A 13,964-nucleotide genomic window follows, 5' to 3' on the forward strand; every position below is an offset into this window, starting at 1 on the left:
AGGTTGAGTTTGGGGTCTCGAAAAGCAAAAAAGCGAAAGCGGACGGCGCTCACCTGGGCAACAGGACGTTCGCGCAAGCCTGCGCCGAAGCGCGCAAAGCTGCATGATGCGCCGGTCGGGATCGACGCGCTCGCGCAGAGCCGCGCGGAAGCCGAAGCTGCGATCGCGGATGCGCGCATGTCACATGAGCGGCTGCGCCAGGCTATCGACATCCTGCCGCAAGGCATCGTGTTCCTCGACCCCGAGGGCCGCTATGTGCTCTGGAACAAGAAGTACGCCGAGATCTACAACAAGACCGCGGATCTCTTCGCGCAAGGTGCGCGTCTGGAAGACACGCTGCGCATCGGCGTTGCGCGCGGCGACTATCCGGAAGCCGCCGGCCGTGAAGAGGAATGGATCGCCGAGCGACTGCAAAGGCTCTATCAGCCCGGCGCCCGCCACGAGCAGAAGCTGGCCGACGGCCGCGTCATCCTGATCGAGGAGCGCCTGACCGATGACGGGAGTGTCGTCGGCCTCCGCGTCGACATCACCGAATTGAAGCAGCGCGAGGCCTCGTTCCGCCTGCTGTTCGACGGCAACCCCGTGCCGATGATCGTCTGCGCGCTGGACGACGAGCGCGTCCTCGGCGTCAACGACGCCGCGATCGCGCATTACGGCTACAGTCGTGCCGAATTCGAGAAACTGACGATCCGCTCGCTCCAGGCCTTCGATAGCGAGCCGCCCTGGATCTCCGGGCGGAGCAGCGAGGAGCAGGCGGCGCGCACCTGGAGGCATGTGAAGGCCGATGGCGCGCTGATTGATCTGGCAATCTATTCGCGCGAATTGACCTACGCCGATCGGCCGGCGGTGCTGCTGGCGCTGATCGACATCACCGAACGCAAGCGCGCCGAGGCGCGGCTCGCCTTCATGGCCCAGCACGACGGCCTGACCGGGTTGCCGAACCGCAATCTGCTGCGCCAGCAGATGGACGAGACGCTGCTGCACACGCGCCGCGGTGCCGAAAAGGTCGCGGTGCTGATGCTGGGGCTCGACAATTTCAAGGCGGTCAACGACACGCTTGGGCACGCGATCGGCGACAAGCTGCTGCGCGGCGTCGCCAAGCGGCTGCGCTCAACTTTGCGCGAGGAGGACGCGCTGGCGCGGCTCAATTCGGATGAATTTGTCGTTGTCCAGAGCGGCTTGTCGCGGCCGGAAGATGCGGTAGGGCTTGCGAAGCGTTTGCTGGAGGCCATCGCCGATCCCTATCTGCTTGAGGGTCACTCCGTGGTGATCGGCGCCTCCATCGGCATCGCCATGGCGCCCGGCGACGGCGATGAGTCCGAGAAGCTCTTGAAGAGCGCCGACATGGCGCTGTCGCGCGCCAAGACCGACGCGCGCGGTGCGTTCGCCTTCTTCGAGGCGGCGCTGCATGCGAAGGCGCAGAGCCGCCGCAAGATCGAGGTCGAGCTGCGCGACGCGATCCAGAACGACGTGCTGCGTCCCTTCTACCAGCCGCTGATCGACCTTGCGAGCGGACGCATCACCGGCTTCGAGGCGCTGGTGCGCTGGCCGCATGCCGAGCGCGGCATGGTGTCGCCGGCCGAGTTCATCCCGGTCGCCGAGGACACCGGGTTGATCAACCCGCTCGGCGGGTTGATGTTGCGCCGGGCCTGCATGGACGCCGCGGCCTGGCCCGACGACGTCCGCGTCGCCGTCAACCTGTCGCCGCTGCAGTTCCGCAGCGGCAGTCTGCTCTCGATGGTCACCGAGGCGCTGAAGCATTCCGGCCTGCCGCCGCGCCGGCTCGAGCTCGAGATCACCGAGACGCTGCTGCTCGAAAAGAGCAGCCAGGTGCTGGCGACGCTGCATGCGCTGCGCGCGCTCGGCGTGCGGATCTGCATGGACGATTTCGGCACCGGCTATTCCAGCCTCAGCTACTTGCGCAGCTTCCCATTCGACAAGATCAAGATCGATCAGTCCTTCGTCCGGGATCTCGGCGCCAACCGCGAATCGCAGGCGATCATCCGTTCGATCGTCAGCCTCGGCAAAGGCCTGGGCGTCACCATCACAGCCGAGGGTGTCGAGACCGAGGCCGAGCTGAGCTGCCTGCGCGCCGAGGGCTGCGATGAGGGCCAGGGTTTCCTGTTTTCCAAGGCCCGCCCCAATGCCGAGATCATCAGCCTCCTGAAGGCACAGCGCGGGGCGGACGCAACTGATGACGACAACGCCGCGCTGGTCGCGTGATTGAACCTCCAGCCGCATCCCGGCGTCTGATGATTGAATCGGATGACGGGATCAGCGCCCCAATGAGCCTCGATGACCCAGCCACGACGGACGGCCCGCGCTATGCGCGTTTCTCGCGGCGGCTGAAGGCTGCGGCGCCCGACCGGACCTGTCATATAGCTCCAGGCGCCTCACCCCGCCGTCAAAATCGCCCTGCCGACATCCTCGTAATGGGTGTCGCGCGGCTGGCTCTGCTGGGCGATGGCGTGCATGTCGCGAAAGCGTCGCTCGAAGGGATTGTTGCGGAAGACTGCGGTCGCGCCCGCCATGTGATAGGCGGTATCGACCACCATAGCGCCTTCTGGCGCGATCGGCCGCGCGATCAGTGTTTGATCTAGCGCAAGAAGTCCCGATGTTTTCATGTTAGTTTGCGCCATCTCAATGCTTCATTAGAGGCTGCAATGATCATTGAGCGCCTATCCCGAGAACATCGCAATATCGAGACGCTGCTCGGCATCCTCGAGCATGAACTGGAAATATTCGATCGCGGAGACCGGCCAGACTATGAGGTCATTCGCGGGATTATCAGCTATTTCCAGCTCTATCCGGAATTGTATCACCATCCACTAGAAGACCTGGTCTTCGCCAGGTTAAGACTTCGCGATCCTGCTGCGGCCGCAAAGGTGGGCAACCTCGCACTTGAGCATCAAAAGGGAGTCGAGCGCTTGCGCCGCGTTGCTCAGGCGGTCGATGCGGTCCTCGCGGACCGGGAAATCCTGCGGCAGGATGTGGACCGCATCGTTCGCGATTTCATAGAGAGCGAGCGGCGTCACATCATGATGGAGGATCGCGATTTCTTTCCCGCCGCCCTCAAGGCTCTACAGCCTCAGGATTGGACGGAGATCGCCTCAGCCTCAACCAGTCAAGAGGATCCGCTGTTTAGCGAGGCTGCAGAGGAAACCTTCGACGAACTACGAGCGCGAATCTTGGGGTTGGAACAAGAGGCCGAAGCCGATCGACGCTAGGCGGTTTTGCATTGCGCTCGCAAGAGACAATTGGTTCGGCCGTCTCCCTTTCCGATCTTGATTTGCGTGGATTGCGAAACGCTATCCAGCCTCTGAAGGTCGTTTTTGGCACATGGGGAAGTGCGAACAGCCTGCTACGAGGCCCGAATTGGATCGGAGAATTCGGGCCTCTTAAGTATTCTTGCGCTAATCTTGCTGTGTCACTAACCCTCATGGTGAGGAGCGCGAAGCGCGTATCGAACCATGAGGCCCCGCCTGTGGCCCACATCCTTCGAGACCCTTGCTTCGCAAGCTCCTCAGGATGAGGAGTAGAGTTAGAGCGTTTATGACGCAGTAAGGCTAAAGCGCGATGAGATCAGGATGAATCGTCATCGCGCTTCAAGGTTGTTTGTTTGCGCATGGTCTCCGCGCAAACGCTCCGCGTTTGTCGCGAGGGAAAACCGCTTCACGCTTTTTCCGGATCGCGCTTTAGGAGCTTAAGCGGCCTTGTTCGGCGCGGCCGTTTGGCCGGCGTCCGTGTGCGGCGGAGCGCCTGTCTTGATATCGATTGTCTTGGTGACTTTTGTCGCCTTGACGGGCTTCTTGACCGTGAGATGCAGCACGCCCCTGTCGAAATGCGCGTCGACGGCACCATCTTCCGGTTCGAAAGGCAGGGACATGGATCGGTAGAACGAGCCGTAGCTCCGCTCCTCGACATGCCAGTTCCTTTCCTCTCTCTTGCTTTCCGCCTTCTTCTCACCGGAAATGACCAATTGGTTTTCATCAAGGCTGACCTTGATATCCCTCTCGTCCACGCCCGGAAGCTCGGCGGTTATTTCGAACGCATCCTTTGTTTCCGCCACACTGATCGCCGGTGCACCTGCCCCAATGTTGGAAGAAGACGAACTCTGATTGAAGGCGCGAAACACATTTTCCATTTCACGCCGCATGGCCCGGAACGGGTCGAGTTCTTGGCTGCCCATCGGCCATAGTCTTGGAAGGCTCATCTGTTCTCTCCACCGTTTGGAAAACCTCTTGAGATATGCTGCTCCTCCCGGTTCTGATGACCTTGATCCAGCTCAAATGCTCGAATGCTCCCGGCCAAAAACCCTGCTCTCGGAGAACTGGGTTTCGTCGCAACACCGCCGACGTTCCGTTGGTCGAACCGCGACCTCAGGGCGAGGGAGCTCTCGGCGCGAAGCGCGCCTACCGAAAATCCCATGAATGCGTGCGGTAGGTTCGGGTCCATCGCTTGAAGAAAGCAAAGCCGCCGGCCCTTGGGAAGCTGACGGCTCTGGAATTGCGGCGGCTTTAAACGTGGCGCGCGTTGATCTTGTCGCGCAGGCGATGGCAAAGATCTTCCAGCAGGGTCTGCAGGTTTTCGTAGTTGACTAGCAGCCTGTCCGCTTGCTCGCGCTCCGCCGTTCCGAAAGAGCAGGAATCGCGCAAGCTCCTGACGCGGTTCACGCATTCGCGTCCCCTCGCAGCTCTCCTCTGGGCAAATTCAAGATGCTCCAGATCGTGGCTGAGCTTGTCCTCTTCCGCGATCAACAGCTTGGTGACGCTTTCGCGGTTCCGAGGCACGAGATCACCGCCGTTCAGTAAGCGATGTAGTGATCCACATTGGCCCGAGAGATGTATCGGTGCATGACATCACGTCCCAACAGCGCCTCCAGTCGGTTCAGGATAACACTAGGGCGTAGAAAAGGGAGCCAGTCACCTTCCGCTCATTGCGGAAAGGGACAGCATGAATGCCTGAACCCGGTCATGTTCGAGCGCAACCGGTGCCGGTCCGATAGGCTGAGTGGCGTGGCTGGAGGACCGCGGAGAGAGGCTCGCGGCTGCTTCGACGGCTTTGGCGAGCACTGCCGATCACAGGCGCTGCAATGATGGCATCATGCTGGTGATTTGCCCGACGTGTCAAGCGATTTCGTAAAATCCGCAGATTGACGCGAAGGGCCGCCGGCTCCTTTGCATGGGGTTTTCGATATTTTCGTTATCCGGCCACGGAAGCCCAGGCCACACGCAAATCTCACCAAGCTCCGAGTGCTCTGAGCCTCCGCCTCAGCTATCGACCTTCAGCGCGGCAATGAAAGCTTCCTGCGGGATGTCGACCTTGCCGAACTGCCGCATCTTCTTCTTGCCCTCCTTCTGCTTCTCCAGAAGCTTGCGCTTACGCGTGATGTCGCCGCCATAGCACTTCGCGGTGACGTCCTTGCGCAGGGCGCGCACCGTTTCGCGGGCGATCACCTTGCCGCCGATCGCCGCCTGGATCGGGATCTGGAACATGTGCGGCGGGATCAGCTCCTTCATCTTCTCGACCATGGCGCGGCCGCGGCCTTCGGCGCGGGTGCGATGCACCAGCATCGAGAGCGCGTCGACCGGCTCGCCATTGACCAGGATCTGCATCTTGACGAGGTCGGCCGGCTTGTAGTCGGTGAGGTGATAGTCGAACGAGGCGTAGCCCTTGGAGACCGATTTCAGGCGGTCGTAGAAATCGAACACGACCTCGTTGAGCGGCAAATCGTACTTCACCATGGCGCGGGAGCCGACGTAAGTCAGCTCCTTCTGCGAGCCGCGGCGGTCCTGGCACAGCTTCAGGACGCTGCCGAGATATTCGTCGGGGGTGAGGATGGTGGCCTCGATCCAGGGCTCGTCGATCTCGGCGATCTTGACCACGTCGGGCATGTCGACGGGATTGTGGATCTCGATCTCGGCGCCATCGGTCAGCTTCATCTTGTAGATGACGCTCGGCGCGGTCGCGATCAAATTGAGATCGAACTCGCGCGACAGCCGCTCCTGGATGATCTCGAGGTGCAAGAGGCCAAGGAAGCCGCAGCGGAAGCCGAAGCCGAGCGCGGCCGAAGTCTCCATCTCGAAGGAGAAGCTGGCGTCGTTGAGCCGCAGCTTGCCCATCGCGGCGCGTAGCGTCTCGAAATCGTCGGCATCGACCGGAAACAGGCCGCAGAACACGACCGGGATGGCCGGCTTGAAGCCCGGCAGCATCTCGGCGACCGGCTTCTTGTCGTCGGTGATGGTGTCGCCGACGCGGGTGTCGGCGACCTCCTTGATCGCGGCGGTGATGAAGCCGATCTCGCCGGGACCGAGCTCGTCGACCTGCTGCATCTTCGGCGTGAAGAAGCCGACGCGCTCGACGTCATAGGCCGCGCCCGTGCCCATCATGCGGACGCGCTGGCCCTTCTTCATCGTGCCGTCGACGATGCGCACCAGCACGACGACGCCGAGATAGACGTCGTACCAGCTGTCGACCAGCAGCGCCTTCAAGGTCGCATCGCGGTCGCCCTTCGGTGGCGGCAGGCGGGTGACGATGGCCTCCAGCACGTCAGGCACGCCGAGACCGGTCTTGGCGGAGATCATCACGGCGTCCGATGCATCGATGCCGATGACGTCCTCGATCTGCTGCTTGATCTTGTCCGGCTCGGCGGCCGGAAGGTCGACCTTGTTCAGGACCGGGACGATCTCGTGATTGTTGTCGAGCGCCTGGTAGACATTGGCGAGCGTCTGCGCCTCGACGCCTTGGCTGGCGTCGACCACCAGCAGGGAACCCTCGCAGGCCGCCAGCGACCGCGAGACTTCGTAGGCGAAGTCGACATGGCCGGGCGTGTCCATCAGGTTGAAGATGTAATCCCTGCCGTCCTTGGCGCGATACGAGAGCCGAACGGTCTGCGCCTTGATGGTGATGCCGCGCTCGCGCTCGATATCCATGGAATCGAGCACCTGCTCCTTGCCGGCCATTTCGCGCTCGGACAGACCGCCCGTCATCTGGATCAGGCGGTCGGCCAGCGTCGATTTGCCATGGTCGATATGGGCGACGATGGAGAAATTGCGGATGTTGGAAATGGGGGCGGTCGTCATGGGGCGCGGGATACCACTCACATCCCCGTGCGGCAACCATATTACTGTATTTTCAGGGCCTTTCTTCACGCCAAGCTGATTCCACGCGGGACCAAAACGCGCTACGCAACGCCCCATGTCGACGACTTCGATCCTGCCCGCCGGAACGCACGCGAAAAGCGCTTTGAGCGCCAGGCGGCTCGTGGCCCGACTTGTCGCCAGTGCCACCGATCCCAAAACCCGCCTGTGGCTGGTGATCCAGCTTACCGTCCTCCATGCGGTGATCTGGACCTTCACCCTGATCAATCTGAAGGCAGCGCAGGACGTTCATATGGACGTCGCAGAGGCCTATGCCTGGGGCCAGAAATTCCTGCTGGGCTATGGCAAGCACCCACCGCTGTCGGGCTGGATCGCGGGCCTCTGGTTCATGGTCTTCCCGCCGAGGGATTGGGCGACCTATGCGCTCGCGATGGCGACCGTCAGCGTCGGCATGGTGATCTGCTGGCTGATTGCGCTGCGCGTGGTCGATGCCCGGCGCGCGTTCCTCGTCCTGGTGATGGTCGCGCTCTACCCGATCTTCAATTTCAAGGGTTTCAAGTACAATCCGGACCTGTTGCAACTCGTCACGCTGCCGCTCCTGGTACTTGCCTATCTCAACGCGTTCGAGAAGCGGAGCTGGCAGTCCGGCATCTTGCTCGGGCTCGCCGGTGCGCTCGCGCTGATGACGAAATACTGGGTGCTGACCATGATCGGCGCGATCGGCCTTGCCGCGCTGATCCATCCGGATCGCGTCAGATTTCTGGCCTCGCCGGCGCCATGGGTTGCGATCGCAACGCTGCTCGTCGCGATGATCCCGCATGGCGTCTGGCTGGCTGACGCGCATTTCGTGCCGCTGACCTATGCCGGCGATACCTACAGCCTCACCGATCGCGCCCAGATCAACGAGCTGGTGCGCGGCTACGCCGTGCACAATTTCGCACTGCTCGCACTCCCGGTGGCGCTGGCGGCGCTGGCGATGGCGCTGGTGCCGCCGTGGTGGAGATTGCTCCGACGCGATCCCCTGGCGATCGTCACCCGCGCCTGGGCGCGCGGCGACAATCCGGGCGTGAACGTCTCGCAGGCGCTGAATATCTGGATCATCCAGATCATCGTCGCGGTCGGCCCGCCGCTCGGCGCGCTCGCCTTCGGCATCTACATGAAGACCGATTGGGGCATCTCGCTGTTCTTCCTGGTGCCGCTGGCACTGGTGTCGATCCCGGCGCTGCGCGTGCAGCGCGCGAGCCTGTTCAACATCGCCGCGATCTGGCTCGTGCTGTCGCTGGCAACGCTCGCGGCCTCGCCCTTCATTGCCGCGCGCGAGATGGCGGCGAATGCGGGCAACACCGCGACCTATGGCGCGCGTTCCGAGCTCGCGCGCGAATTGACCCAAGTGTGGCGCACGCGCTTCGGCTCACGCTGGCCGATCGTCGCCGGCACCATGGAAACCATCCAGCCGATGGCGTTCTACAGCCCCGACCATCCGAGCCCGTTCACGCCGCACGAAGCCTGGAGTTCCGGCCTGACCGTGCCCGAGGACGTGAAAAGGCTCGGTTTCATTGGCGTGTTCGATCCGACCGACGGCCGCCTCGCCGAGCTTGAAAAGTGGGTGAAGGAGACCGCGCCGAATGCCGAGCGGGTCGTGATGACCACGCGCCGCTTCACGCATGGCAGAGCCGGGCCGTCGATGACGTGGAACGTCTACATCGCGCCGCCGGGCGGGTGACCGACGCGTCCCTTGTGCGATGGGTGGGCAAAGCGAAGCGTGCCCGCCATTCTGTTGCAAAGATCAAGAGTTGGTGGGCGCTACGCGCCTTTGCCCACCCTGCCGCGGCTTCATTGACGAAGCAGCTACGTCCCTTCCTCGTTGAACTTGCTTTCAACGAGCTCGGTGATCGCGGCGATCGCGGCCTCGGCTTCATCGCCCTTGGCTGAAACCATGATCGTCGTGCCGGGGCCTGCGGCGAGCATCATCAATCCCATGATCGAGGTGCCGCCGACGGTTTCGCCGCCGCGCGTCACCCACACTTGCGCGTTGAAGCGTTCCACCGCCTGCACGAACTTCGCGGACGCGCGGGCATGCAGGCCGCGCTTGTTGATGATCAGCAGTTCCTTGGAAATCGCTCCCTCGGGCACGCCCGTCCCGGCAGCGGGACCGGCCTCACTTCCGAGTGGCGCACCGTCGTCGCTCATTTGCCGGCGAGCACGCGGCTGGCGATGGTGACATATTTGCGACCCGCTTCCTGGGCCATCGCGATCGCGTCGGGCAGCGAGCGCTCCTCGCGCACCTTGGCGAGCTTCACCAGCATCGGAAGATTGATGCCGGCGAGCACTTCGACTTTCGGTCGGCTCATGCAGGATATTGCAAGGTTGGACGGCGTGCCGCCGAACATGTCGGTGAGGATCGCAACGCCGTCGCCGGAATCGACGCGATTAACCGCCTCGATAATGTCGCTTCGACAGAGATCGGAATCATCCTCGGCGCCGATCGTGATCGCTTCGATTTGTTTTTGTGGACCCATGACATGCTCAAGCGCTGCCTTGAACTCGTCGGCAAGGCGCCCGTGGGTCACAAGTACTAGACCAATCATCGGAAAACTCCTCGCGGGCGCTTTTGGTGCGCCGCACGAACGCGCCACTTTGACCATCCAGAGCCCCCGCGCAAGAGGGGATGTTGCGTATCTCCCTGAATCTATACGGATGTATGAGGGGAGGTGCGCCGGTCTAATTCGGTCGCGATAGTGGGCTTCATATGGTTACAGAATCCCTTCAAACAATCGGCGGAGGGGATAACGCAGTATTAACTCTTGGTAGTCGTCAGGGCCGCAACAACCAGCGGAAGGGGCTGATAACCGCCTCCGACCGGGATTCGCGGTATTTCGACACCGAAAATGGTGATTTTCAGGGCTTCCGGTGACGGCAGGCGCCCCGCATCGGGCGCGGCAAGGTCGACAACGAGGCCGACGCTCGCCTGTCCCACGAAGTCGCAGCGGCGGATGCCGAGGCCCCGGATCTCGAGCAGGCCGGCCAGGACCGGGGCAGGGCGGACCACAATTTCGTTGCCGACTGTCGCCAGATGGACACGGTCGTCGCCCACCAAAACGGCAGCTTCGACCAGCCCGGCGCGGCCAGCCATGATCAAATCGAAGGCAAGACGCGACTTGCCCGCCCCCGAGGGCCCCCGGATCAGTACAGCCATATTCCCTATTCGGACCGCGGAGGCGTGGACGCTGGCGCTGTCCTCGCTCATAGCGCCGGCAACCTCACCACGAAGCGCGCGCCGGCAACCGTGGCCATGCCGTCGGCATCCACCGGGCCTGCGCGATTCTCCGCCCAGATGCGTCCGCCATGGGCCTCGATGATCTGCTTGGAGATCGACAGGCCGAGGCCGGAGTTCTGGCCAAAGCCCTGATGCGGGCGATCGGTGTAGAAGCGCTCGAAGATGCGCTCCAGCGCGTCCTCGCGGATGCCCGGGCCGTCATCGTCGACCACGATCTCGATCTCGGTCCGCGCGCGGCGGCAGGTCATGCGCACCTTGTTGCCGGGCTCGGAGAAGGACTGCGCGTTCGACAAGAGATTGGAGATCACCTGCCCGAGCCGCGAATCGTGACCGGTTACGGACAAGCCGTCGGTCGGGCCGCGGCCCTCGAAGCGCGTTTCGACCGCGACGTCGTGGCCGAGCTTGGTCTCGTTGGCGACCGAGGTGAGTGTGGTGAGGAGGCGGCGCAGATCGACGGGGATCGCATCCTGCCGCTGCAATTCGGCGTCGAGCCGGCTCGCATCCGAAATGTCAGAGATCAGCCGGTCGAGCCGCTTCACGTCGTGCTCGATCACTTCTAGCAAGCGCCCGCGGCTGGTCTCGTTGCGCGCCAGCGGCAAGGTCTCGACCGCCGAGCGCAGCGAGGTCAGCGGGTTTTTCAGCTCGTGCGCGACGTCGGCGGCGAACATCTCGATCGCCTCGATGCGGCGATAGAGCGCATTGGTCATGTCGCGCAGCGCGCCGGAGAGGTGGCCGATCTCGTCGCGGCGGCGGGTGAAGTCGGGGATCTCGACGCGGGACTTGGTGCGGCGGCGGACCCGCTCGGCGCTGTCGGCGAGGCGCCGCACGGGACCTGCGATCGTGCTCGCGAGCAGCAGCGACAGCATGATCATGACGGCGGCGGCGACGCCGCCCACTTTCAGGATCGCCAGCCGCTCGGCGGTGACCATCTGGTCGATGTCATCGCCCTGCGTCGACAGCATCAGTGCGCCACGGATGGCGCGCGAGCGCAGCACGGGGACCGCGACCGAGACGATGACCTCGCCGCGCGAATTGACCCGCACCATCGACCGCTTCTGGCCCTTCAGCGCATCGGCGACCTCGTCATAGCCATTGCCGTTCTCGGGCCCGAGCTCGCGATAGAGCGGCAGGTCGCCGCGGTTGAGCCAGGTGCGCACCGAGGTCATGCCGCGTTCGAGGATGCCCGGCTTCTCGGACGGCGGCGGCAAATCGTAGCGCAGCACGTTCTCGAGGTTGCGGCTGTCGAGCAGCAGAATCCCGTTGGGATCGTAGATGCGGGCGCGTGTCTTGGTCGGCGAGATCAGCGTGCGCAGCACAGGCGCCACGCGCTCCGGATTGATCGGGAAATCCAGCGGCGAATAATCGTCCGAACCGCCATAGCTGTCGCCGAGCTTGAGGTCGAGCAGCCTGTCGGGGTCGATGGTGATGGCGTTGGTCTGCACCGTCGCGGAGGCCGCGATCGCACCCGCGATGATCTCGCCCTGCACCAGGAGGCTCTGCGCGCGCGCATCGATCAGGCCGGCGCGGAACTGCGACAAATACAGGATGCTCGCGACCAGCGCGACGAGGCCGGCGAGATTGAGCGAGACGATGCGGCGGGTGAGGCTCGAGAACGAGAGCGCGAAGAAGAACTGCCCGGCGCGCTTGAGCCAGTTCAGCGGCCGCCAGCCTTGCGCGACCTGCTTCTCCTCAGCCGAATAGTCCTGAACGCCCGCGGATGCAACATCCTCGGCGTTCAGGCTGGAATCAGTCTGCGTCCGGTCAAGCAATGCTTACGCCCGCGTTAGGACTGGTGCGATTGGTCCCCGCATCTTAGCCGGTACCGACGGCAACGTCAGTCCGCAAAGTCCCCGAAAGAGGCGCGCTCGCCTCAGGCTTCCTTGAAGCGGTAGCCGACGCCGTAAAGCGTCTCGATCATCTCGAACTCGTTGTCGACGACCTTGAACTTCTTGCGCAGCCGCTTGATGTGGCTGTCGATGGTGCGATCGTCGACATAGACCTGGTCGTCATAGGCGGCGTCCATCAGCGCGTTGCGGCTCTTCACCACGCCGGGCCGGGTCGCCAGCGCCTGGAGGATCAGGAATTCGGTGACCGTCAGCGTCACGGGCTCGTTCTTCCAGGTGCAGGTGTGTCGTTCGGGATCCATACGCAGAAGGCCGCGATCGAGCGCCTTGGCGTCGTTCTCCTTCGGTGCGGCGGTCGGGTCCTTCGGCGCCGAGCGGCGCAACACCGCCTTGACGCGCTCGACCAGCAGCCGCTGCGAGAACGGTTTGCGTATGAAGTCGTCGGCGCCCATCTTGAGGCCGAACAGCTCGTCGATCTCCTCGTCCTTGGAGGTGAGGAAGATCACCGGCAGATCGGATTTCTGGCGCAGCCGCCGCAGCGTCTCCATGCCGTCCATGCGCGGCATCTTGATGTCGAGAATGGCAAGGTCGGGCTGCGTGGTGCGGAAGCCGTCCAGCGCGGAGGCACCATCGGTGTACGTCATGATGCGGTAGCCTTCGGCTTCCAGCGCGATCGAAACGGATGTGAGAATGTTGCGGTCGTCGTCGACCAAAGCGATTGTGGGCATGAGCCTCTGCTTTCCGTTGGGGTCGTGATCTAAAACGGCGAGCAATCCAGTGATGCGCCGCATACATGGGCCCCCAACCCGGGGTTCGAACCTTGTCACCGAGCAATGCAAGCTGGGCTGAAGTGTGACCAAAGTTTCTCGAAACACGGCGAAGCAGCCGTGGTCCGACCCATAACCAGGCCCCGTTTAACCCCGAAAAGGCCGGCCTTGCAACCCGTAAAAGCCGGAAAACCGAAGAGAATCAGATGCAACCGACCTCCGATTTCGACCCCGGAAAGCTTGCCAAATCACTGCTGCGGCGCTCCCGGCAGGGGGCGCTCGCGACTCTGATGCCGGGTACCGGCGATCCCTATTGCTCCCTGGTCAATCTGGCGAGCCACCCGGATGGCTCGCCGATCCTGCTGATTTCGCGGCTCGCCGTGCACACCAAGAACATCCTTGCCGACGGCCGGGTCTCGCTGATGCTGGACGAGCGCGCCCCCGGCGATCCCCTCGAGGGAGCCCGGATCATGCTGTCGGGACAGGCGGAGCAGGGAGCCGGGGCCGAGCTGGAACTCCTGCGCCGACGCTACCTTGCCGCCCATCCCTCCGCAGAAGACTTTGTTTCGTTTAAGGATTTTTCCTTCTTCCGGATCAGGCCGTCCGGAACCCATCTGGTCGCGGGATTCGGTCGTATCGTCGATCTGAAGCCCGAGCAGTTCCTCACAGACCTCGCCGACGCCGACGAGTTGCTTGAAGCCGAGGAAGGTGCCGTCGCGCACATGAATGCCGACCATCGCGACACCATGAATCTCTATGCGACAAGATTGCTCGGCGCAGCCGAGGCCGCGTGGCGCTGCACCGGCTGTGATCCCGAGGGCCTGGACATGCAGTCGGAGCAGGCCGTGTTGCGACTCGAGTTCCCCGAACGGGTGACTGACGGCAACGCGCTGCGCAAGATGCTGGTCAGACTGGCAGGCGAGGCGCGGTCCCGGGGTCGACAACAGCCGGCTTGAACGGCGGCGCCCATCGCTGC

The 13,964-nt window shown here is 63.2% G+C and carries 12 protein-coding genes and 1 pseudogene; 4 read left to right on the top strand and 9 right to left on the bottom strand.

The window, feature by feature from the left end; translation table 11 throughout:
• Nucleotides 1-177: 177 nt before the first annotated feature.
• Nucleotides 178-2,223, top strand: coding sequence for an EAL domain-containing protein (locus tag QA640_RS03520; protein WP_283043108.1), 2,046 nt, complete (start codon nucleotides 178-180; stop codon nucleotides 2,221-2,223).
• Nucleotides 2,224-2,393: 170 nt separating this feature from the next.
• Here the strand turns inward: QA640_RS03520 and QA640_RS03525 are convergent.
• Nucleotides 2,394-2,558, bottom strand: a pseudogene (locus QA640_RS03525) (acyl-CoA dehydrogenase); the annotation flags it as partial.
• A gap of 105 nt (nucleotides 2,559-2,663) precedes the next feature.
• On the opposite strand from QA640_RS03525, the gene QA640_RS03530 reads away from it, so the two are divergent.
• Complete coding sequence (locus QA640_RS03530; RefSeq protein WP_283039389.1) at nucleotides 2,664-3,227, top strand: hemerythrin domain-containing protein; 564 nt, start codon at nucleotides 2,664-2,666, stop codon at nucleotides 3,225-3,227.
• 476 nt (nucleotides 3,228-3,703) lie between these two features.
• On the opposite strand, the gene QA640_RS03535 is transcribed toward QA640_RS03530, so the two are convergent.
• The 3 genes from QA640_RS03535 to lepA all read right to left on the bottom strand — a co-directional run bounded on the left by QA640_RS03535 (nucleotide 3,704) and on the right by lepA (nucleotide 7,082).
• The gene (locus tag QA640_RS03535) at nucleotides 3,704-4,213 is read right to left on the bottom strand and encodes an Hsp20/alpha crystallin family protein (RefSeq protein WP_283039390.1); all 510 of its coding nucleotides are present in this window, start codon (nucleotides 4,211-4,213) and stop codon (nucleotides 3,704-3,706) included.
• Nucleotides 4,214-4,517: 304 nt separating this feature from the next.
• Nucleotides 4,518-4,790, bottom strand: coding sequence for a hypothetical protein (locus QA640_RS03540; RefSeq protein WP_283039391.1), 273 nt, complete (start codon nucleotides 4,788-4,790; stop codon nucleotides 4,518-4,520).
• Between the two features lie 480 nt (nucleotides 4,791-5,270).
• Nucleotides 5,271-7,082, bottom strand: coding sequence for a translation elongation factor 4 (gene lepA / locus QA640_RS03545; RefSeq protein WP_283039392.1), 1,812 nt, complete (start codon nucleotides 7,080-7,082; stop codon nucleotides 5,271-5,273).
• A gap of 115 nt (nucleotides 7,083-7,197) precedes the next feature.
• Between lepA and QA640_RS03550 the strand changes: the two genes are divergently transcribed.
• Nucleotides 7,198-8,823 (top strand): glycosyltransferase family 39 protein, encoded by a 1,626-nt coding sequence (locus QA640_RS03550; protein WP_283039393.1) that lies wholly within the window; start codon nucleotides 7,198-7,200, stop codon nucleotides 8,821-8,823.
• 125 nt (nucleotides 8,824-8,948) lie between these two features.
• Here QA640_RS03550 and QA640_RS03555 read toward each other — a convergent pair whose 3' ends face one another.
• The 5 genes from QA640_RS03555 to QA640_RS03575 form a co-directional block, all read right to left on the bottom strand.
• The gene (locus QA640_RS03555; protein ID WP_283039394.1) at nucleotides 8,949-9,290 is read right to left on the bottom strand and encodes an HPr family phosphocarrier protein; all 342 of its coding nucleotides are present in this window, start codon (nucleotides 9,288-9,290) and stop codon (nucleotides 8,949-8,951) included.
• Nucleotides 9,287-9,688: a PTS sugar transporter subunit IIA gene (locus QA640_RS03560; RefSeq protein ID WP_024339151.1), complete on the bottom strand. Its 402-nt coding sequence runs from the start codon at nucleotides 9,686-9,688 to the stop codon at nucleotides 9,287-9,289. Before QA640_RS03560 ends, QA640_RS03555 begins: the two co-directional genes overlap by 4 nt.
• Nucleotides 9,689-9,897: 209 nt before the next feature.
• Nucleotides 9,898-10,296 (bottom strand): HPr kinase/phosphatase C-terminal domain-containing protein, encoded by a 399-nt coding sequence (locus QA640_RS03565; protein ID WP_283039395.1) that lies wholly within the window; start codon nucleotides 10,294-10,296, stop codon nucleotides 9,898-9,900.
• A 47-nt stretch (nucleotides 10,297-10,343) separates the two neighbouring features.
• Complete coding sequence (locus tag QA640_RS03570; protein ID WP_283039396.1) at nucleotides 10,344-12,146, bottom strand: sensor histidine kinase; 1,803 nt, start codon at nucleotides 12,144-12,146, stop codon at nucleotides 10,344-10,346.
• Nucleotides 12,147-12,247: 101 nt separating this feature from the next.
• Nucleotides 12,248-12,949, bottom strand: a complete 702-nt coding sequence (locus QA640_RS03575) for a response regulator transcription factor (protein WP_027520846.1) — start codon at nucleotides 12,947-12,949, stop codon at nucleotides 12,248-12,250.
• A 245-nt stretch (nucleotides 12,950-13,194) separates the two neighbouring features.
• Here QA640_RS03575 and QA640_RS03580 point away from each other — a divergent pair, with 245 nt between their 5' ends.
• The gene (locus QA640_RS03580) at nucleotides 13,195-13,944 is read left to right on the top strand and encodes a DUF2470 domain-containing protein (protein WP_283039397.1); all 750 of its coding nucleotides are present in this window, start codon (nucleotides 13,195-13,197) and stop codon (nucleotides 13,942-13,944) included.
• Nucleotides 13,945-13,964 lie beyond the last annotated feature (20 nt).

The sequence above is a fragment of the Bradyrhizobium sp. CB82 genome (assembly GCF_029714405.1).
Classification (GTDB): domain Bacteria; phylum Pseudomonadota; class Alphaproteobacteria; order Rhizobiales; family Xanthobacteraceae; genus Bradyrhizobium.